Origin of the sequence: Mesorhizobium ciceri WSM4083 (genome assembly GCF_000519305.1) — a bacterium.
GTDB lineage: Bacteria > Pseudomonadota > Alphaproteobacteria > Rhizobiales > Rhizobiaceae > Mesorhizobium > Mesorhizobium ciceri_B.
Window position 1 is genome coordinate 241645 of sequence record NZ_KI912610.1, and the last position, 19508, is coordinate 261152.

Consider the following 19508-nt stretch of genomic DNA (forward strand, 5'->3'; position numbering starts at 1 on the left):
CCCTGTAGCAAGAAGCTGCGGAGGAGGGCGGTTCCAGGATTGCAGTGATCCACCATCGCTTTTATGATTTGGCGGGGTGGAAGGCAACCCCGATTTCCGATGCCGGCAAAAAGCCGTTCCGTAGCGTAAGCCAGGCTTGCGGCCCTTGCATGAAAAGGCTTGGTTAACCTTCTCTGGATACCAATCGTTAATCGAGTTCGCGGCCTAACCGGCATTTGGACGAAACGACCGGGCGCCGGGCGCCAAACCGGGAGCGACTGGAAGAGAGATGGGATTGGCGGACTTCACAGACAAGGGATGTCGTGTCGGCGGCCGGATCCTGGCCGCTTTCTGCCTCTTGCTGCTGCTGGCTGCCTCATCCGCGTTTTCCTCAAATGCCAATGCCGCCGACGCTCGGCTCGTGGCAAAAGGCTACAAGATGGCCGGCGATGCCACCAAGATGCGCATCGTCATGGATTTCGACCGCGAACCCGATATCAAATGGTTCCTGCTGCGCGGTCCCAACCGTCTTGTCATCGATCTCGCGAATACGAGATTCGCCGTTGATGCCAAGGATTTGAAGGCGCGGGGCCTGGTCAAGGGCGTGCGCCTGGGCGAACTCGGCGAGGGCGTTTCGCGTCTGATCCTCACCGGCAAGGGACCCTTCGCCGTCGACAAGCTCGACGTGCTCAAGAACGAGGACGGTACCGGCTACCGCATTGCCATCGACATGTCGGCGGCATCCGAGCGCGAGTTCGACGTGGCGCTGGCCAACCAGGCGCTGACCACTGGATCGACCGTTTCGACCGACAAGGGAGGCCGGGTCGGCACCGGGCCGGTTTCCAATCCGGGTCATCGGTTCACCGTCGTCATCGATCCCGGCCATGGCGGCATCGACGGCGGCGCCGAGGGCCTGAACGGCACCATCGAGAAGAATGTCACGCTGGCCTTCGCCACGGAGCTGCGCGACAAACTCGCGGCCGTCGGCAATTACGATGTGTTCATGACGCGCGACACAGACGAATTCCTGCGTCTGGACGACCGCGTGCGGATCGCCCGTCAGCATGAGGCCGACCTGCTTATTTCGATCCATGCCGACACAATCAGCGTCAAAGGCATTCGCGGCGCCACCGTCTACACCGTCTCCGACAAGGCTTCGGATCCCGAGGCGCAGGCGCTTGCCGACCGAGAAAACCTCTCCGATCAGTTCGCCGGCATGGAAATCAAGAACGACAACAAGGAAGTCACCGACATCCTGATCGACCTGATCCGCCGCGAAACGCACAATTTCTCGATGAGTTTCGCCCACACGCTGGTCGGCCAGCTGTCGACCAGCGTCGGCCTCATTAACAACCCGCAGCGTTCGGCGGGCTTCAAGGTGCTCAAGGCACCCGATGTGCCGTCAGTGCTGGTCGAACTCGGTTATCTCTCGAACGCCAAGGACGAGGCGCAACTGCTCAACGCCGACTGGCGCGGCAAGGCGGCCCAGAGCATAACCAACGCCGTCGCGCTGTTCGCGTCGGCCAAGGCCGGACCGGGAACCGGAGGTTGACATGCAAGGCGGCGCCTGCAACCAGAGGCGGCGTTGCGCGACGACAACACTCAGAGCTTTTATTTCGGGCTCGCGGCCGCGAAATCAGGCGTTGCCGTATTTTGTCCACATGGCGGCGACAAGGGTTTTCGATTACGGATTGGGACCGGCTCGAAAGCTTGCGTGAAAGGCGGCTTCGTTTAGGAAATTCCCGAACCAAGGACTGGAGCGGGTATGATTCGTCTCATTGGCTATTTTTTCGGCATCGGCACGACGCTGGCCCTTCTGGTCGCGGCGGGCGTTGCCATCTACATCGGCCATTTGTCGAAGGATCTGCCCGATTACGAGGTGCTGGCCAAATACGAGCCGCCGGTGACCACCCGCATCCATGCGTCTGACGGCGCGCTGATGGCCGAATACGCGCGCGAACGACGCCTGTATTTGCCGATCCAGGCCATACCGGACCGCGTCAAGGCGGCCTTCCTGTCGGCCGAAGACAAGAATTTCTACAACCACCCAGGCATCGATGTGACTGGCCTCGGCCGCGCCATCATCGTCAACCTGCAGAATCTCGGCTCGGGCCGGCGTCAGGTCGGCGCCTCGACGATCACCCAGCAGGTGGCGAAGAACTTCCTGTTGTCCTCGGACCAGACCTACGAGCGCAAGATCAAGGAGATGATCCTCGCCTTCCGCATCGAGCAGGCCTATCCCAAGGATCGTATTCTCGAGCTCTACCTCAACGAAATCTTCTTCGGCTTCGGCGCCTATGGCGTCGCCGGTGCGGCGCTGACCTATTTCGACAAGTCGGTCAACGAACTCTCCGTGGCCGAGGCCGCCTATCTGGCCTCCCTGCCGAAGGGGCCGAACAACTACCACCCCTTCAAGCATGCCGATCGCGCGATCGAGCGCCGCAACTGGGTCATCGATCAGATGGTCGAGAACGGCTACGTCACGCGTGAGGAAGGCAACAAGGCCAAGGCCGAGCCGCTGGGCGTGACGCCGCGCCGCAGCGGCACCTATCTGTTCGCCGGCGAGTACTTCACCGAAGAGGTGCGCCGCCAGATCATCGCCCGCTATGGCGAGAATGCGCTCTACGAAGGCGGCCTCTCCGTCCGCACCACGCTCGATCCGAAGATCCAGCTCATTGCCCGCAAATCGATGCAGAACGGGTTGATGAAATACGACACGCTGCGCGGCTATCGCGGGCCGGTGACATCGATCGACGTGTCGGGCGACTGGGGCGTGCCGCTTGGCGCCGTGAAGGGGCTGGAGGATGTTCCCGAATGGTCGCTCGCCGTCGTGCTCGACAGTTCGGCGACCGGGCTGTCGATCGGCCTGCAGCCCGCCCGGCAGGCGTCGGGCGAGATCGTCAAGGAGCGCGTCGAAGGCACCGTCAGCAAGGAGGACATGGGTTTTGCCATGCGCCATGTGGTTGCCGGCAAGACCGTCAAGGCCAAGTCGCCGGCGGAGGTGCTGAAGCCGGGCGACGTCATCTTCGTGCAGAAAAACGATGGTGCCGATGGCGCCTACAGCCTGCGCCAGGTGCCCGAAGTGGAAGGCGGCCTGATCGCCATGGACCCGCACACCGGCCGCGTGCTGGCCATGGTCGGCGGCTTCTCCTATGCGCAGTCCGAATTCAACCGCGCCACGCAAGCCATGCGCCAGCCGGGTTCCTCGTTCAAGCCGATCGTCTATTCGGCAGCGCTCGACAATGGCTATACGCCGGCCTCGGTGATCATGGACGGGCCGATCACGATCCAGAGCGGTAACACGAGCTGGACGCCCAAGAACTATGACGGCACCGTCGCCGGTCCGGCCACCCTGCGCTCCGGCATCGAGAAGTCGCGCAACCTGATGACGGTGCGGCTTGCCAATGACATGGGGATGAAACTGGTCGTCGAATATGCCGAGCGCTTCGGTGTCTACGACCATCTGGCACCCTATCTGCCGATGGCGCTGGGTTCCGGCGAAACCACCGTGATGCGCATGGTGTCGGCCTATTCGATCATGGCCAATGGCGGCAAGTCGATCAAACCGTCGCTCATCGACCGCATCCAGGACCGCTACGGCAAGACGGTGTTCAAGCAGGACGAGCGTGGCTGCCAGGGCTGCAATGCGCCCGAATGGCAGAACCAGCCGGAGCCGGAACTCGTCGACAATTCCGAGCAGGTGCTCGATCCGATGACGGCCTACCAGATCACCTCGATGATGGAAGGTGTCGTGCAACGCGGCACCGGCGCCACCATCAGTGAACTCGGCCGCCACATCGCCGGCAAGACCGGAACGACCAACGACGAAAAGGACGCCTGGTTCATCGGCTACACGCCCAACCTCGTCGTCGGCCTCTACATGGGCTACGACACGCCGCGCGGCCTTGGCCATGGCGCCACCGGTGGCGGCCTCGCGGCCCCGATCTTCAAGGACTTCATGCGGGTGGCGCTGGACGGCACGCCCAATGTCGACTTCAAGGTGCCCGAAGGCATGAACCTGGTCGCCATCAACCGCAAGACCGGCATGCGTGCCGCATCGGGCGATCCCGGCACCATCATCGAAGCCTTCAAGCCGGGTACCGGTCCCGCCGACAGCTATTGGGTCATCGGCATGGGCGCCGACGGCTCCAATGCCACGGGCGGCGCGTTGTCGCCGCAGGCCAATCAGGCCATCCAGTCCGGCGGCGGCGGCCTCTACTGACGATTTTCAGGAGCGGATGGGCTGGCCTTGGCGCCAGCCCATTTTGCTTTACAGCCGGCGGCGGCCTGCCTATGTATCGCGCCGACCGATTTCAGCAAACAGGACAGAACAGCCAGCCATGCGCGCGGAAACGCAGAATATTGTCGACGAGATCAGGCAGGCGATAACCCTGCTGAGGAGGCATCTTTGACTGGGATCAGGCCATAAAGCGGCTTGAATACCTCAATGTGCGCGCCGAGGACGCCAGCCTCTGGAACGAGCCGCTGGAAGCGCAGAAGCTGATGCGCGAACGCCAGGGCCTCGAGGAAGGCATCGCCTCGGTGAAAGGTCTGACGCAGGCGCTGGAAGACAATATCGGCCTGATCGAGCTCGGCGAGGAAGAGCGCGACGAGGGGGTCATTGCCGAGGCGGAAGCCGCGATCCGCTCGATGCAAGGCGAAGCGAAGGCCCGCCAGGTCGAGACGCTGCTGTCGGGTGAAGCAGATTCCAACGACACCTATCTCGAAATCCATGCCGGCGCCGGCGGCACCGAAAGCCAGGACTGGGCCTCGATGCTGCTGCGCATGTACACGCGCTGGGCCGAGCGCCGTCGCTTCAAGGTCGAAGTGCTGGAAATGCATGACGGCGAAGAGGCCGGCATCAAGTCCGCCACATTGATGATCAAAGGCCACAACGCCTATGGCTGGATGAAGACGGAATCGGGCGTTCATCGCCTTGTGCGTATCTCGCCCTATGACAGCAATGCGCGCCGGCATACGTCCTTCGCCAGTGTCTGGGTCTATCCGGTTATCGACGACACGATCGAGATCGACGTCTCCGAATCCGATGTCCGTATCGATACTTATCGCTCGTCCGGCTCGGGCGGCCAGCACGTCAACACCACCGATTCGGCGGTGCGCATCACGCATCTGGCCACCGGCATCGCGGTCGCCTGCCAGGCCGAACGTTCGCAGCACAAGAACAAGGCCAAGGCCTGGGAGATGCTGCGCTCGCGCCTCTACGAGGAAGAGCTGAAGAAGCGCGAGGCGGTTGCAAACGCCACCGAAGCGTCGAAGAGCGATATCGGCTGGGGTCACCAGATCCGCTCCTATGTGCTGCAGCCCTACCAGTTGGTGAAGGATCTCCGCACCGGCGTCGAGAGCACCAGCCCGTCGAGCGTGCTCGATGGCGACCTCGACGATTTCATGGAAGCCTCGTTGTCGCAGCGCATCGAAGGCGGTGCGGGCGAAGCCGTAGCAGATCTGGATTAGGATATGTCCATATTCAGGTGAGGCCGGCCTGACCTCAATCTGAACATACCCCTGCGCACCACAGCGACGGAGGAGAGGGTGCCGAGCAAGCTCACCGGAAAATGCTTTTGCGGCGCGGTTCACTACGAGGTCGCCGACGAATTCCTCTATGCCGCGAATTGCCACTGTTCGGACTGCCGGCGCACCACCGGTTCGGCCTTCAAGTCTTTCGCCGGTATCGAGCGTGAAAAGCTTGTCCTCACCGAAGGCGAGGACAAGCTCCTGATCTTCGGCGACGAAAGCGGCCATAACGCGCATTGCGGCCGGTGCGGCTCCTTGCTTTATTCGCTCGTGCGCGACGGCGCCTACGTCCATGTCGCCATGGGAACGCTCGTCGACGATCCGTCCATCCGTCCAACCGAGCACATCTTCGTCGGTTCGAAGGCGGGCTGGTTCACCATCACCGATGACCTGCCGCAGTATCAAGAGCACGTGATTGTCGGCTCTGACCGACAATAGGCTGGAACCACAGCGGGCCAATTCCGTTTATTCGACGCCCGTTTGCCGGGAATTGACCTTGGCCTCATCTCGTCGGCGGTAGCGGATGCCTGACGTCCATAGAACGATGTCGGGAATGCATGTTCTTGCGCCGACCAAGGAATCAGCCCAGCATCCAAACGCTGGGAGACAAAAAGCATTTATGGCCGGACGCGGCATATCTGCGACCCGACGATCCGGCCACTGGGAAGATACGTTCCGGGAACGGGCAAGCGAAACGCTTGAGCTCGTTTGAAAGGAACGTTTCCATGTCTGCTGCCACACTCAGATCGGCCAATGCCGTTCAACCGGCTGGCCGACTTTTGTTTTCCCTGTTCGCGATCGGCGCGATGGCAATGCTGACGGCACCTGCCTTCGCGCATGACGCCACGCCCACGGCGGCAAAGCCACAAGGCTGGAGTTATCCGTTCGCATGCTGCGCCAACTATGATTGTCGCACGACCCATACAGGCGAAGTGCTGGAAAAACCCGAGGGCTATGTCATCGCCGGAACGGGTGAGATCGTTCCAATGACCGACAAGCGTGTCAAGGACAGCCCGGACGGCGATTTCCACTGGTGCGCGCATCAGGCCGGTCTCGACGCCGGCAAGACGATCTGCCTGTTCGTGCCGCCGCGCTCTTATTGACGACAGGACGGCGGTCGGACGTCCGCGGTCGCGTCTGACGGGGGTCGCAGGCGGGTTTCCGCGGTTCGGTGGATGCCTGGTGACTGACAGTTGTCAGGAGCACCTCTTTATGCTGCCTTTGCCGCACAGGGTGGCGGGGCGACAGGAGGAGTTCGTTGATGACCATCAAGGCAAGCTGTCATTGCAAGGCGACGACATTCGAGGTTTCGCAGGCACCGCAGACGGTGACGCAATGCACCTGTTCTTTCTGCTCGAAACGCGGCTCGCTCTGGGCCTATTACGTGCCTTCGCAATTCAAGCTCACCAGTCCGATGGGAAACGTTTCTTTCTACCGCTGGGGATCGAAAACCGTAAAGCACGGTTTTTGCGCCACCTGCGGCTGCGGCACCTTTACCGAAACGCCGGACTGGTCGACCGGCGAGCCGGATTTCGACAATCCCAAGATCAGCGTCAACGCGCGGCTGTTCGACGATTTCGATCTCGACAATGTCGAAGTGGTGGTCATAGACGGCAAGAATCTCTGGTAGCCTGATCCCAACGATTGCGGCCCGGCGATGCGGCGCTATCACCGTGTATCGGTCCCTCGGGAAAAGCCGTCAGCGGCGCTTTTGCCGTTCCGCTTTTCGCCGCAATTCGTGGTACAAGTCGCGGGAAGGGCTGATTTGGCGCCACCGCAAGGCGTGACTTGGAGAGGGACCATCCTATGAAAAAGACTGTGCTCGTCGTCGTGGCGACGGCTGTGCTCGTGAGCGCCTGCACCACCACCGATCCGTATACGGGCGACCAGAAGATTTCCAATACGGCGGCCGGCGCCGGCCTTGGTGCCCTGGCGGGTGCCAGCCTTGGCCTGCTTGCCGGCGGCAACGACCGCCGCAACGCATTGATCGGCGCCGGCATCGGCGCGCTGGCCGGCGGCGCCATCGGCGCCACCATGGACCAGAACGAGGCCGAACTGCGCCGGCAACTCGAGGGCACCGGCGTCAGCGTCACCCGCAGCGGCGACCAGATCATCCTCAACATGCCGTCCGACATCACTTTCAACTCGGATCAGGATGCGGTGAAGCCCGGCTTCTACCAGGTCCTGAACTCTGTCGCGCTGGTATTGAAGAAGTTCAAGCAGACCACGGTCGACGTGTTCGGCCACACCGATTCGACCGGTGGCGACCAGCACAATTTCGATCTGTCGCAGCGTCGTGCTTTGGCGGTGGCGAACTATCTGTCCGGTCAGGGCGTGGATCAGCGCCGCTTCGCAGTCACCGGCTTCGGCAAGACGCGCCCTGTCGCATCCAATGCCACGTCCGAAGGCCGCGCCCAGAACCGCCGCGTCGAGATACAGCTGTCGCCGCTCACCTGATCTGTTCGGCAAACCAATGCGAAACGGCTCCCGCGTGGGGGCCGTTTTTGTTTGAGCGGATGTCGACGCTCTTCGATCTGCACCATAAGATTAGCTACTGCTAAAATAACTGTTTCCCGCAGGCATGGAAAGGGATAGCATCGTCGCTGTTCCTGAGGGGATGAGGCGGTGTAACTGGCCGCGCAATCAGCATTTTTCCGCCTCGGTCTTGCACGGCCAGATCAGAAATCTGGGAGGAATGCATGACAAGAACAGCCAGCCTTGGGCGCTGCGGCGTCCTCGTTCTGACAGGTTTGGTGGGCGCGTGGTTGAACGTTGCTTCGGCTCGGGCCGAGGACGCCAACAAGGCCGACATCGAAGCCTTGAAAAAGTCGCTCGCCAAATATGAGGATTACACCGCTGCCGTCCGCGACCTCTATCTGTCGACGGTCGGCTGCGTATACTACAGCGGAGAAAAGATACCGGGCGCGATGGACTACCCGAAGGGCGCCATGGGCATCCACTTCGTCAATGTCCCGAGTGTCGGCCAGAAGCTCGATCCGATGAGGCCAAACGTGCTGATCTACGAGCCGACCAAGAAGGGCCTGAAGTTGGTCGGAGTGGAATGGCTGGTGCCGCTGACGCCGGACACCAAAGAGCCGCCGAAGCTGTTTGGCCAAACCTTCATGGGGCCGATGGAGGGGCACTACCCTCTCATCCCGAAGGAGTTCGTCCACTACGACCTTCATGCCTGGCTCGGGGACAATCCGAACGGCATGTTCAGTCCGACGAACCCGAACGTGAAATGCAACAAGGCCGAGTTTCCGATGCTGGAAAAACCGACCAAGATGATGCCTGGGCCGATGTAACGGGCGAGTCAGGCTGGAAGCTTTGCCAAGAAGGCAGCCGAGTGGCCGGCTCGCCTTCGAAGCGGTCGGGAATTAGACCTTGGCGACAATCCGCATGAAGGCCGGCATGTCGTCGCCGAAGCCAACGGTGGAATCGTTGTCTTCCTGGTGGCGTTGGCGGGCAGGGCGGCTGTTGTCGCGCTGCGGCCGGGTGTCACCGCGTTCCGGTGCGCGCTGTTCGTTGCGATCGGATGATTTGCGCTCTGTGTTTTCCGAACGGATCGCTTCCTTGCGCGAGCGCCGTTCGCCGACGTCGGCGGCTGCGGCCTCGGCCACCGGCTGGTCCTCGCGGACTGTTTCCGGTGCCGTGTCTTCGCTGCGCTTGGCGTGGCGTTCGCGCGGTTTGCGCTCGCCGCCCTTTTCCCTGCCGCGGTCGTCGTCCTTGCGGCCGGCGCGGCGCGGCGCGCCCTTGCCACGACGCGGAGCATCGTCCTCGCCGCCTTCGCTGGCGACCACTGTCGACAGGTCGCCGTCATGCCATTCGATCTTGTTGCCGATCAGCCGCTCGATCGCGTCGATGTATTTGGTGTCCGACTTGGTCGCGATGGTGAAGGATTTTCCAGAGCGCCCGGCGCGGCCAGTGCGGCCGATGCGGTGGACATAGTCCTCGGCATGGATCGGCACGTCATAGTTGAAGACGTGGCTGACATCGGGGATGTCCAAGCCGCGCGCGGCGACGTCGGAAGCGACGAGGTAGCGCAGCTTGCCGTCGCGGAAATTGGCCAGCATCTGCATGCGCGCGCGCTGGTCCATGTCACCATGCAGCGCACCGGCGTCGAAATCATACTTCAGCAGCGAGCGGAACAGTTCCGCCACCTCGACCTTGCGGTTGCAGAAGATGATGGCGTTCTTCAACTCGGCGTCTTCGGCCTTGATCAGATTGCGCAGCGTCTCGCGCTTGTCCCAGGGCTTGGAGCCGGACTTGACCAGCCGCTGGATGATGTTGGTGGCGGCGGACGCGGCCTTCGACACCTCGACGCGCACCGGCGCGTGCAGGAATTTCTCGGTCAGCTTGGTGATTTCCGGCGGCATCGTCGCCGAGAAGAACAGCGTCTGCCTGGTGAACGGGATCATCTCGCAGATGCGCTCGATATCGGGGATGAAGCCCATGTCGAGCATGCGGTCGGCTTCGTCGATGACGAGGATCTCGACGCCGTTGAGCAGCAGCTTGCCGCGCTCGCGGTGATCGAGCAGGCGGCCGGGCGTCGCGATCAGCACGTCGACGCCACGCTCCAGCTTCTTGTTCTGTTCGTCGAATGAGACACCGCCGATCAACAGCGCGATGTTGAGCTTGTGGTTCTTGCCGTAGCGGATGAAATTCTCTTCGACCTGCGCGGCGAGCTCGCGCGTCGGCTCCAGGATCAGCGTGCGCGGCATACGGGCGCGGGCCCGGCCGTTTTCGAGGCGGGTCAGCATCGGCAGCACGAAGGAAGCCGTCTTGCCAGTGCCGGTCTGGGCAATGCCCAAAATATCCTTGCCGAGCAAGGCGTGCGGGATCGCACCAGCCTGGATCGGCGTCGGCTTGAGATAGCCGGCGTCGGTGACTGCGGAAAGGACCTTCGGCGACAGGCCGAGGTCTGCGAAGGTCAACGCTTCTTGAGCGGTCGTGGTGTCTGAGGACAAGTGTTGTTGTCTTTGGCTGGTTCGGGGAAGCGCAACGGCGTCTAATGGCGTCGCGGCAAGCGCCACGCGCCTGCAAGATCGGTATTGCAATTAGGAGCAAGCCCTCGATTTGTCAACAGAAACGGGCAGCAATGGCACGATTGTGAAGTTGTAACCTTAATCGGGATGCTTAATCGACCTGTCGGTCGCAGCGCCGGCTCAATAGCGGAACTGTTCGGCGAGAATACGCTCGTTCCAGGAATGATTGGGATCGAACAGCAACGTTGCTGTCGCCGTTGGTGATTCTCGCACCGTTACCGAGGTCACCGCCTTGACCTCGGTATGGTCGGCGGCGGCGTTTACCGGCCGCTTTTCCGGCTCGCGGATGTCGAAGCGCACGGTCGCCTTGTTGGAGAGCAGCGCGCCGCGCCAGCGGCGCGGGCGAAAGGGGCTGACCGGGGTCAGCGCCAGCAGCGGCGCGTCGAGCGGGAGGATCGGTCCGTGCGCCGAAAGATTGTAGGCGGTGGACCCGGCCGGGGTTGCGATCATGACGCCGTCGCAGTTCAGTTCCTCAAGCCGGACCTGTTCGTCGACGGTGATGCGGATCTTGGCCGTCTGGTACGATTGGCGCCACAGCGCCACCTCGTTGATCGCCAGTGCCGAAATCGTTTCGCCTTCCGAGGTCACGGCCAGCATCTCCAGCGGGCGGATCGTTTCGGCGACGGCGGCTTCGAGACGCTCCGTCAGGCCACCGGAACGATACTCGTTCATCAGGAAGCCGATGGTGCCACGGTTCATGCCGTAGACCTTCTTGCCGGTTCCCATCGTGTCGCGCAGGGTCTGCAGCAGGAAGCCGTCACCGCCAAGCGCAACGACGATCCCGGCCTCCTCGACGGAAGACTGGCCATAGCGCGCCGACAGGCTTTCCAGCGCCGTCTTGGCGTCGGCGGTGTCGGACGAGACGAAGGCGATGCGGCTGGCGGCTTTGCTCATGGCTCCCCGATGACGACCGGTTGGCAGCGGCCGGTTGCTGGGCCGGGGTAGCATGGGCGGGGTACGTCTGCAAAGGGAGGTGCCATCCCGGATGGCAACGCCATCCCGGATGGTACGGCCATGCCGGTCGGCGGATGCGGGCTTGCCGTTCGCGGATCATGTCAAAGGCTACGCGAATGTGATGGTTAAGACCGGCCTTAAAGTCTCGTAAAGCCGGATCGGTCATGTTAGCCGGCAGTGGATGGGTGGCGTGGGGGCTAGCCAGTCGAGGCCGACATATTGCCGGTAACACGCCTGATCATCGTCTTTCTGATGCTGGGAAGCTTCGCGCTGCTCTTTGCCGAACTGGTGCGCCAGTCCGAAGAAACGAGCTTCCGGCCGCAGCCCACGGCGTCGCGCTGTGGTGATGCAGCCGGAGCGCCATGTCCGCAAAGGGCGCTGTAGCGCTGAAATGTCCTGATCATCTTCCGGATGACCGGCGGCATTGGCCGCTTCGGTGCGCGACATCGCGCGGCAGGTTCTCTCCTTAAAAGCAGAGGCCGGTCGGCCGCCGCACGTTCTATCGTGAAGGCTTGCTGTTTGCACTCGCGGCGCTTGGCGGTGTAGATGGGTGCATCGATTGGCGGAAAGGCTTTTGGGTAGCCTCGTATCCGCTGTTGTTGGGAAACAAGCCCTGTGGCTCGTTGACTGGCCGGGTGTCTGGAGGGGGGTCCATGTCACGCAGCGTGTTGGTCTCTGGCGGCTGCGGTTTCCTGGGTTCACATCTGGTCGACCGCCTGTTGCGGCGAAGCGATCTGGAAAAGCTGGTCGTCGTCGACAATCTTTGGACCGGGACGCGAGACAACGTCGCACATGTCGCCGATCCGCGTTTCGATCTGCAGATTGCCGATGCCGAAAGCTTTTCATCCCTTCAGCGCTTCGATGAGATCATCCATCTCGCGTCGCCGGCTTCGCCGCTTTGGTACATGCGCGAGCCGGTACGCACGATCAAGGCCAACGTCGGCGGCGCGCTCAATCTTCTGACGCTGCTCAAGCCCGGCGGCCGTTTCTGCTTCGCCTCGACCTCGGAAGTCTATGGCGACCCTCTGGTTTCACCGCAACCCGAGAGTTACAGGGGATCGGTGGACTGCACCGGTCCCAGGGCCTCCTATGATGAAAGCAAGCGCTGCACAGAGGCATTGCTGTTCGAGCAGCAGCGGGTTGGCGGGCTCGACATTCGCGTCGTCAGGATCTTCAACACATATGGGCCGCGAACCCGCATCGACGACGGACGCGCCGTCTCGAACTTTGCCATCCAGGCTCTGACAACCGGGGTGCTGACGGTTTATGGCGACGGCTCCCAATCGCGCAGTTGGGGTTATGTCGACGACATCGTCGAAGGGCTGGAACGCTACTTCTGGCGCGACGGCATCTCGCATCGCGGCCCTTTGAACATCGGCAACGACCACGAGGTTTCGGTCCTGCGCATCGCTGAGTTCGTCAGCTCGCTCGTCCCCGGCAGCCGCATCGAGCACCACCCTCCGGCTCCCCAGGATCCGACAAATCGGCGTCCGGACCTGACTTCGGCGAGGCACGTCCTTCCTGGCTGGGAAGCCAGGACGAGCTATCAGGAAGGCATCGGGCGCACCTTCGATTGGTTCCGCCAGCGAATTGCGGCTGGAGCCATTGCGGCCTCAACGGCCTGACGCGCCCTACGCCGCGGCCAAGCTTCTTCCTGCTGCCCACTCACCGCATCGGGCGCATCAATCGGCGAGCCATGGCCGTATCCTTGAAAAGATATTGACTGTATGTTTAGTCATAGTTACTCCTGAGGTCGAGAATTGAGTTGGACAGCCGGCGCCAGCCGGTGAATGGCCACCATGAAGAGGGGACTATCTCGACTGCGATGCGGCTTGCCGTTGCCGGCGCGCCGCATGCCGCGAGTGCGATGTCGACGGCCGTTCTCGCGGCGTCGATCGGCATTGTCGCGGCCATCTTTTCGTCAGCAGGAAACGGACCTGAGGCCGTAACGCCGCCGGTCCCAACAATGGGAGCATGCAGCATGAACTGGAAACTGACCGCGACGGCCATCGGCCTGTCGCTGCTGACTGTCACGGGCGTGGCCCGTGCCGACGGCGAGCTCAACATCTACAATTGGGGCAACTACACCAGCCCCGACCTGATCAAGAAGTTCGAGGAGACCTACAAGGTCAAGGTCACCGTCACCGACTATGATTCCAACGATACCGCCCTGGCCAAGGTCCGGCAGGGCGCCTCCGGCTATGACATCGTCGTGCCCTCGGCGAGCGTCGTGCCGGTCTGGATTAGCGAAGGTCTGCTCTTGGAGACCGATCCCAACAAGATGGAAAACTTCAAGAACGTCGATCCCAGGTGGGTCGATGTTCCATTCGATCCGGGCCGTAAATACACCGTTCCATGGCAGTGGGGCACGACCGGCATTTCGGTGAACAAGTCGGTTTATGCCGGCGACCCGAACACATCGGCGATCTTCCTCGACCCACCCCCCGAACTCGTCGGCAAGATCAATGTCGTTCCCGAAATGGGTGACATCATGTTCCTCGCCATCGCTTACGAGGGTGGCAAATATTGCAGCAGCGACATGCAGATGCTGAAGAAGGTGCATGACAAGCTGGTGGAGGCCAAGGCGAAATGGCTTTCGCTCGACTATGCGGCCGTCGATGGCCTGGGCAGGGGCGACATCGCCGCGGGTGTCAACTGGAACGGCATATCGCTGCGCGAGCGGCTTGAGAACGACAAGATCGTCTATGGCTATCCTAGGGAAGGCTATCCGATCTGGATGGACAATGTCGCTGTCCTCAAGGACGCCAAGAATGTCGACAACGCCAAGCTGTTCCAGAATTTCATCATGGATCCGCAGAATGCGGCACTGATCTCAGCCTTTGCGCGTTATTCGAACGGCATCAAGGGCTCGGAAGCCTTCATGCCCGACGACATGAAGACCGCGCCGGAAGTCAACATCCCCACCGAATTCGCTGCCAAGGGCCAGTTCATGCTGGCCTGCCCGCCCGACGTGCAGGCGCTCTACACGAAGATCTGGACCGACCTGCAGAAATGACCTGACCAGGCTTTCCCGCGCCGCTGCACGCGGCGCGGTCATCTCCCGTCCATGCCAAACGCGATGCGCAGATCGCAGGAGACTTCCCATGACCGATCTCGACCTTTGCTACATGCCGGCCAGCGAGGCGCTGCGGCTGTTCAAGGCGAAGAAGCTTTCGCCTGTCGACCTGATGCAGGCCACCATCCGCCGCGCCGAGGCAACCAAGGCGACGATCAACTGCCTCACCTTCACGCATTTCGACGAGGCGATGGACCTGGCCAGGAAAGCCGAGGTGAAATACGCCAGGGGTGCCAAGACCGGGGCGCTCGAGGGCCTGCCGATCGGCATCAAGGACGAGAGCTACATCAAGGGAAAGCCGACCTCGCATGGCTCGCTGCTGTCCGGGGACGCCATCGGTGGCCATACCTCGACGATGAACGAGCGCGTCATCAAGGCCGGAGGCATTGTCCATGCCCGAACGGCGACGCCAGAATTCAGCTGCGCCGGCTACACCTGGTCGAAACGCTGGGGCGTGACGCGCAATCCATGGAACCAGGATTTCACGCCCGGCGGTTCGTCGGGCGGTTCCGCGGCGACGCTGGCGTCCGGCACGTCGTCGATCGCCACCGGTTCGGACATTGCCGGATCGATCCGCATTCCCGCGTCGGCCTGCGGTCTTGTCGGCTTCAAGCCGCCTTACGGGCGCAATCCGGACGAGCCGCCGTTCAATCTCGATTTCTACTGCCACACCGGACCGCTAGCGCGAAACGTTGGGGATGCGATCCTGCTGCAGAACGTCATGTCCGGACCGAGCCCGCTCGACATCGCCACGCTGCGCCCAAAACTGCGGCTGCCCAGCGACTACAAGCCGATCAAGGGCTGGAAGATTGCTTTCTCGATGGACCTTGGTTCTTTCGAAGTCGACCCCGATGTGCGCAAGAACACGCTTGCCGCCTGCGATGTGTTCCGCTCGCTCGGCGCCACGGTCGAGGAAGTCGATCTGGGCTGGGGAGACGAAGTGCTCAGAGCGGGCATGGCTTATCTCGAGCATCTCTTTGGCGCTTCGCTGTCGCAGCTGCTCAAGGAGCACGGCAAGGACATGACGAGCTACGCCAGGCAGTTCGCCGAGGATGGGCAGAAGTCGAAGGCGACGGACTTTGTCGGAACACTGGAGGTGGCGGCCAGGATGTACCAGACGCTGGGGCCGCTGCTGGAGGCCTACGATGTGCTGATCTGCCCGACCAACGCGCTTCCCTCCGTGCCTGCGGAATTCGATCAGACCACGGGCACGGTCGAGATCAACGGCAAGCAGGTGAACCCCTCGCTTGGCTGGGTGATGACGACGCCGTTCAACATGATGAGCCGTTGTCCGGTTCTGTCCATCCCTTCGGGCCGGGCGGCGAGCGGTGTGCCGACGGGCATCCAGATCGTCGGCCGCACCTATTGCGATGCCGATGTTTTCCGGGCGGCCATGGCCTATGAGAGGGCCAACGGGCAATGGTACACAAACGCCGAAACGCGTCCGTCGCTATAACAGGGCGATGCGGCCCTTGCCGCGATGCTGCTTGATCTCCGGCTTTGCTTGTGGTGAGCCGGCCTCGAATGCCCGGACCTGGGGCGGGCTGGCGATCGCTGCCGCAAGGGGTTCGAAAGGAACTGGACGAAGATGGCGCAACGCAAGGCTACAGCGGTAAAATACAGAGGCGCAATGGCCAAGGACGGGGTTTCGGCAAACGATGCCGCGCCGCCCAAGGACCGTCGGCGCGAACGCGGCGAAGCCAGCGTGCAGCGGATCATCGACGCCACCATCGAGCTCATCGCGGAGGAGGGGCTGGCAAGCGTCACCATGCAGCGCATCGCCGAACATGTCGGCTCGTCCAATGCCCTGGTCGTCTTCCATTTCCGCAGCAAGGAGAACCTGTTTCGCGCCGTCCTGCAGTATCTCAGCGATCGATACGACGAGCTGTGGGTGACGCTGGTGCGGGCGCCCGGCCTGTCGCCGGTTGAGCGGGCCCTGGGCGCGGTCGATTGCGCGCAACGTTTCGCCCGCCAGCACCCGAAATGGGTTTCGGTCTTCGTCGTGTTCTCCAGCGACCGCAAGAGCATGCAGATCTACAATGAAATCGGCATGCCGGGCGATCTCGCCTACACCGCCGAGGCGCGCGAGCTGCTGATCGAGATTTCGCGCAGCGGCGGTTATACCGGCGTCGACATCGACACCCTGTCGGAGAGCCTGAACTATCTGGTTCATGGCGCCTGGTATTGGGATCATCTCAATCCGTCCAGCCGTGACACCAACGTGCTGCGCAAGACCATGCTGCTTCTGCTGCATCAGGCGTTTCCGCGGCATTTCGAACTGATGCTCTAACCCGCTTTCTAGGGCTGCCGCAGATGGCAGCCGGCTTGCCGCTTCTGTTCCAGATACTCGTCGACAAGCTGGCGATAGCGCACCTTGCCGAAGCTCGGGAAATGACCGCCATGCACGACCGAGACGTCGAGGTCGCGCAGGCGCGTGAGTGTCTCCATGTAATCTGATATGTCCGAGTGGTAGACATCGTCAATCAACGGGCCGTCATAGATGATGTCGCCGGATAACAGGATGCCCGTCCTGTTTTCGTAGAGCGCGATGCCGCCGGGTGAATGGCCGGGGGTATGGATCACCTCGAAGGCGCGGTCGCCGAGATCGACGACGTCGCCATGGTCGAGCAAACGGCCGGCGGGTGCGGGTAGAATACTATAGCGCGCCGTGTCCCAGCCTTGCGGCATGCCGTCGAACATTGCGTCGGTCGCATAGGTGCCGGCGGCGGTCCATTCGTTGCGCGGATCGGCGAGGATATCGGCCTCGGCCGCGTGCACGCAGCGCTCGGGAAATTCGTGGTGGCAGCCTATATGGTCGAAATGCGTGTGGCTGGCGATGCAGGTCAGCTTGCGCTCGCTGACCAGCGGCACGTGACGCCGGAGGCTGAAATGACCAAGCCCGGTGTCGAAGAGGAGGTCGCGGTCGCGGCCGCGCACATGCCACATGTTGCAGCGGAAGAACGGCTTTATCCACGGCTCGTGGATCAAGGTCACGCCATCGCTCATGCGGATGGTCTCGTACCAGTCTGGTGCCTCGATGACCGAAAGTGTGCCCATTTTCAATCCGTTAGGAAAGTTCAATCCGTCAGCAGGATGATCTGGTCGGTATCGCACGAAACGGCAACCGTGTCGCCCGGCCGGACGGTGGCAGTCGCCGGCAGCCTGGCGATGAAGTGAAGGGAGGGGTCTTCGACGGAGACAGCAAGCACGCGCTTGAAGCTGCCCTGGAAGACCACGTCGCTCACCCCAGCCGTGCCGAGCCTGACACCACCGCGGGCCTCGCCGAGGACAAGATGCTCCGGCCGTATGGCCAGTACAACGGCGGCTCCCACCGGCAGGGCGCCGGGCAGCGAGACCGGACCGACCGGCGTCGCCACAGTGCTTGTCCGGTCCTTGGTCTCCGTGACTGTGCCGGCAAGGATCGTGCTTTCGCCCATGAAGGTGGCGGAAAAGCGCGTTGCCGGCCTGTGATAGACGCGCTCGGGCGGACCTTCGTCCTCGATGCGCCCGTCATTCATCACCACGCAATGGTCGGCCAGCGCCATCGCCTCTTCCTGGTCGTGGGTGACATGGATGAAGGCGGTGCCGACGCGCTTCTGGATCGCCTTCAACTCGTCCTGCATCTGCCGGCGTAGTTTGAGATCGAGCGCGCCGAGCGGCTCGTCGAGCAAAAGCACCGCCGGCTCGATCACCAGCGCCCGCGCCAGCGCCACGCGCTGCCGCTGGCCGCCGGAAAGCTGATGCGGCTTCTTGTCGAAGGCGGCGGCGAGGCCGACCAGCGCCAGCGCGTCGCGCGCCTTTGCCGCCCGTGTCGCGCCGTCGACGCCCTGCATGCGCAGGCCGAAGCCGACATTGCTGCCGACGCTCATATGCGGGAACAGCGCATAGTCCTGGAACACCGTCGTGGTCGGCCGCTTGGCCGGCGGTACCGAGGTGCAGTCCTCGCCACGGATGAACACCTTGCCTTCGCTGGGGGTGACGAAGCCACCCAGAATGGAGAGCAGCGTAGTCTTGCCGGAGCCTGAGGGCCCAAGCAGGATGGTGTAGCTGCCCGGCTCGATCTGCAGCGAGACATCCTTCAGCACCGTGTGCTGGCCGAAGCGATGCGAGATGGAACTTATATCGACCAGGGGAGCGGTCATGCCTTTCTCCTGCGCAGCAATGTCAGTTCGAACAGCACCACCAGCACGATGGAAACGGCGAAGACCAGCGAGCCGACGGCGTTGGTCTTGGGATTGAGGCCCGAACGCAAGAGGTTCCAGATTTCGACCGGCAGTGTGGTGCCGAAGCGGGTGAGCAGGAAGGAGATCACGAACTCGTCCCAGGAAAAGGTCATCGACAGGAAGAAGCCGGCGAAGATGGCAGGCGCCATGACAGGCACGGTGATCAAAAGCAGCACCTTCCATTCAGGCGCGCCGAGGTCGCGCGCGGCGCGTTCGATGTTGATCTGGTGGTTGCCCATCTGGCTGTAGATGATGGCAAAGCACAGCGGCAGGTTGATCACGACATGGCCGATGCCGGCGGCCAGCAGCGATTTCGGCACGCCGGCCCAGTTGAACAGCACCAGCAGCCCCATGCCGATGATCAGATAGCTGACCGTCAGCGGCAGCGTGATCAGCCCGCGCAGCAGGCCGGAGCCCGGCAGCACGAAGCGCGCAAAACCCCAGGCGCAGAGGAAGCCGAGCGTGACGGCGGCAAGCGACGAGATGGACGCTACCAGCAGCGAATTGACCAGCGCCGAGGTCAGCCGTGTGTCCGACAGCACCGCATCGTACCAGCGCAGCGACGGGCCGGTGAAGGGCGGGATCGGGAACGACGTCGCCTGCAGCGAAAACAGCACCAGCACGACCACCGGCAGGAAGATGAAGGCATAGACGGCGAGCGCGTAGAGCCAGGAAGCGATGCGGACGACCTTGCGCATC

Annotated in this window: 19 protein-coding genes; 12 read left to right on the forward strand and 7 right to left on the reverse strand. The window is 62.4% G+C overall.

The window, feature by feature from the left end; genetic code table 11:
- Positions 1-268: 268 nt before the first annotated feature.
- The 8 genes from MESCI2_RS0127125 to MESCI2_RS0127160 all read left to right on the forward strand — a co-directional run bounded on the left by MESCI2_RS0127125 (position 269) and on the right by MESCI2_RS0127160 (position 8816).
- Positions 269-1531, forward strand: coding sequence for an N-acetylmuramoyl-L-alanine amidase (locus MESCI2_RS0127125; RefSeq protein ID WP_027039213.1), 1263 nt, complete (start codon positions 269-271; stop codon positions 1529-1531).
- Positions 1532-1744: 213 nt separating this feature from the next.
- Complete coding sequence (locus MESCI2_RS0127130; RefSeq protein WP_027039214.1) at positions 1745-4201, forward strand: penicillin-binding protein 1A; 2457 nt, start codon at positions 1745-1747, stop codon at positions 4199-4201.
- Between the two features lie 118 nt (positions 4202-4319).
- A protein-coding gene (gene prfB / locus MESCI2_RS0127135) for a peptide chain release factor 2 (protein WP_127272597.1) occupies positions 4320-5451 on the forward strand; the annotation gives its coding sequence in 2 pieces (ribosomal slippage) (positions 4320-4385 and positions 4387-5451; 1131 coding nt in all).
- Between the two features lie 78 nt (positions 5452-5529).
- Positions 5530-5949, forward strand: a complete 420-nt coding sequence (locus MESCI2_RS0127140) for a GFA family protein (RefSeq protein WP_027039216.1) — start codon at positions 5530-5532, stop codon at positions 5947-5949.
- 287 nt (positions 5950-6236) lie between these two features.
- Positions 6237-6614, forward strand: coding sequence for a hypothetical protein (locus tag MESCI2_RS0127145; protein WP_027039217.1), 378 nt, complete (start codon positions 6237-6239; stop codon positions 6612-6614).
- Between the two features lie 158 nt (positions 6615-6772).
- On the forward strand, positions 6773-7141 hold the full coding sequence (locus MESCI2_RS0127150; protein ID WP_027039218.1) for a GFA family protein: 369 nt from the start codon (positions 6773-6775) through the stop codon (positions 7139-7141).
- Between the two features lie 176 nt (positions 7142-7317).
- Positions 7318-7968: an OmpA family protein gene (locus tag MESCI2_RS0127155; protein WP_023812120.1), complete on the forward strand. Its 651-nt coding sequence runs from the start codon at positions 7318-7320 to the stop codon at positions 7966-7968.
- Between the two features lie 242 nt (positions 7969-8210).
- Positions 8211-8816: a hypothetical protein gene (locus MESCI2_RS0127160; protein ID WP_027039219.1), complete on the forward strand. Its 606-nt coding sequence runs from the start codon at positions 8211-8213 to the stop codon at positions 8814-8816.
- 72 nt (positions 8817-8888) lie between these two features.
- On the opposite strand, the gene MESCI2_RS0127165 is transcribed toward MESCI2_RS0127160, so the two are convergent.
- The 3 genes from MESCI2_RS0127165 to MESCI2_RS1000000138245 form a co-directional block, all read right to left on the reverse strand.
- On the reverse strand, positions 8889-10478 hold the full coding sequence (locus MESCI2_RS0127165; protein WP_027039220.1) for a DEAD/DEAH box helicase: 1590 nt from the start codon (positions 10476-10478) through the stop codon (positions 8889-8891).
- Positions 10479-10676: 198 nt separating this feature from the next.
- Complete coding sequence (locus MESCI2_RS0127170; protein ID WP_023812117.1) at positions 10677-11450, reverse strand: NAD kinase; 774 nt, start codon at positions 11448-11450, stop codon at positions 10677-10679.
- A 222-nt stretch (positions 11451-11672) separates the two neighbouring features.
- Complete coding sequence (locus tag MESCI2_RS1000000138245; protein ID WP_155936698.1) at positions 11673-11957, reverse strand: hypothetical protein; 285 nt, start codon at positions 11955-11957, stop codon at positions 11673-11675.
- Between the two features lie 206 nt (positions 11958-12163).
- Between MESCI2_RS1000000138245 and MESCI2_RS0127180 the strand changes: the two genes are divergently transcribed.
- On the forward strand, positions 12164-13135 hold the full coding sequence (locus MESCI2_RS0127180) for an NAD-dependent epimerase/dehydratase family protein (protein WP_027039222.1): 972 nt from the start codon (positions 12164-12166) through the stop codon (positions 13133-13135).
- Positions 13136-13241: 106 nt separating this feature from the next.
- Here the strand turns inward: MESCI2_RS0127180 and MESCI2_RS1000000138250 are convergent, their stop codons facing one another.
- Positions 13242-13520, reverse strand: a complete 279-nt coding sequence (locus MESCI2_RS1000000138250; protein ID WP_155936699.1) for a hypothetical protein — start codon at positions 13518-13520, stop codon at positions 13242-13244.
- Between MESCI2_RS1000000138250 and MESCI2_RS0127185 the strand changes: the two genes are divergently transcribed.
- The 3 genes from MESCI2_RS0127185 (at position 13492) to MESCI2_RS0127195 (ending at position 16876) form a co-directional block, all read left to right on the forward strand.
- A complete protein-coding gene (locus MESCI2_RS0127185) occupies positions 13492-14526 on the forward strand; it encodes an extracellular solute-binding protein (protein WP_027039223.1) in 1035 nt (344 codons plus the stop codon). The two genes, MESCI2_RS1000000138250 and MESCI2_RS0127185, sit on opposite strands and share 29 nt — an antisense overlap.
- Before the next feature lie 88 nt (positions 14527-14614).
- Positions 14615-16042 carry an amidase gene (locus tag MESCI2_RS0127190; RefSeq protein ID WP_027039224.1) on the forward strand — a complete coding sequence of 476 codons (1428 nt, stop codon included), beginning with the start codon at positions 14615-14617 and terminating at the stop codon, positions 16040-16042.
- 132 nt (positions 16043-16174) lie between these two features.
- Positions 16175-16876, forward strand: a complete 702-nt coding sequence (locus tag MESCI2_RS0127195) for a TetR/AcrR family transcriptional regulator (RefSeq protein ID WP_027039225.1) — start codon at positions 16175-16177, stop codon at positions 16874-16876.
- 8 nt (positions 16877-16884) lie between these two features.
- Here the strand turns inward: MESCI2_RS0127195 and MESCI2_RS0127200 are convergent, their stop codons facing one another.
- Genes MESCI2_RS0127200 through MESCI2_RS0127210 form a run of 3 tightly spaced genes read right to left on the reverse strand, consistent with a single transcriptional unit; the run spans position 16885 to position 19507 of the window.
- A complete protein-coding gene (locus MESCI2_RS0127200) occupies positions 16885-17643 on the reverse strand; it encodes an MBL fold metallo-hydrolase (RefSeq protein ID WP_027039226.1) in 759 nt (252 codons plus the stop codon).
- 20 nt (positions 17644-17663) lie between these two features.
- Positions 17664-18728: an ABC transporter ATP-binding protein gene (locus MESCI2_RS0127205; RefSeq protein WP_027039227.1), complete on the reverse strand. Its 1065-nt coding sequence runs from the start codon at positions 18726-18728 to the stop codon at positions 17664-17666.
- Entirely contained in the window at positions 18725-19507 is a 783-nt protein-coding gene (locus tag MESCI2_RS0127210) for an ABC transporter permease (RefSeq protein ID WP_027039228.1), read from the reverse strand. The genes MESCI2_RS0127205 and MESCI2_RS0127210 overlap by 4 nt, the downstream gene beginning before the upstream one ends.
- Position 19508 lies beyond the last annotated feature (1 nt).

Coding starts and splice junctions, on each gene's coding strand:
- MESCI2_RS0127125 (WP_027039213.1), top strand. CDS start 269: ATGGGATTGGCGGACTTCACAGACAAGGGATGTCGTGTCGGCGGCCGG.
- MESCI2_RS0127130 (WP_027039214.1), top strand. CDS start 1,745: ATGATTCGTCTCATTGGCTATTTTTTCGGCATCGGCACGACGCTGGCC.
- MESCI2_RS0127145 (WP_027039217.1), top strand. CDS start 6,237: ATGTCTGCTGCCACACTCAGATCGGCCAATGCCGTTCAACCGGCTGGC.
- MESCI2_RS0127150 (WP_027039218.1), top strand. CDS start 6,773: ATGACCATCAAGGCAAGCTGTCATTGCAAGGCGACGACATTCGAGGTT.
- MESCI2_RS0127155 (WP_023812120.1), top strand. CDS start 7,318: ATGAAAAAGACTGTGCTCGTCGTCGTGGCGACGGCTGTGCTCGTGAGC.
- MESCI2_RS0127160 (WP_027039219.1), top strand. CDS start 8,211: ATGACAAGAACAGCCAGCCTTGGGCGCTGCGGCGTCCTCGTTCTGACA.
- MESCI2_RS0127170 (WP_023812117.1), bottom strand. CDS start 11,450: ATGAGCAAAGCCGCCAGCCGCATCGCCTTCGTCTCGTCCGACACCGCC.
- MESCI2_RS1000000138245 (WP_155936698.1), bottom strand. CDS start 11,957: ATGTCGCGCACCGAAGCGGCCAATGCCGCCGGTCATCCGGAAGATGAT.
- MESCI2_RS0127180 (WP_027039222.1), top strand. CDS start 12,164: ATGTCACGCAGCGTGTTGGTCTCTGGCGGCTGCGGTTTCCTGGGTTCA.
- MESCI2_RS0127185 (WP_027039223.1), top strand. CDS start 13,492: ATGAACTGGAAACTGACCGCGACGGCCATCGGCCTGTCGCTGCTGACT.
- MESCI2_RS1000000138250 (WP_155936699.1), bottom strand. CDS start 13,520: ATGGCCGTCGCGGTCAGTTTCCAGTTCATGCTGCATGCTCCCATTGTT.
- MESCI2_RS0127190 (WP_027039224.1), top strand. CDS start 14,615: ATGACCGATCTCGACCTTTGCTACATGCCGGCCAGCGAGGCGCTGCGG.
- MESCI2_RS0127195 (WP_027039225.1), top strand. CDS start 16,175: ATGGCGCAACGCAAGGCTACAGCGGTAAAATACAGAGGCGCAATGGCC.
- MESCI2_RS0127200 (WP_027039226.1), bottom strand. CDS start 17,643: ATGGGCACACTTTCGGTCATCGAGGCACCAGACTGGTACGAGACCATC.
- MESCI2_RS0127205 (WP_027039227.1), bottom strand. CDS start 18,728: ATGACCGCTCCCCTGGTCGATATAAGTTCCATCTCGCATCGCTTCGGC.
- MESCI2_RS0127210 (WP_027039228.1), bottom strand. CDS start 19,507: ATGCGCAAGGTCGTCCGCATCGCTTCCTGGCTCTACGCGCTCGCCGTC.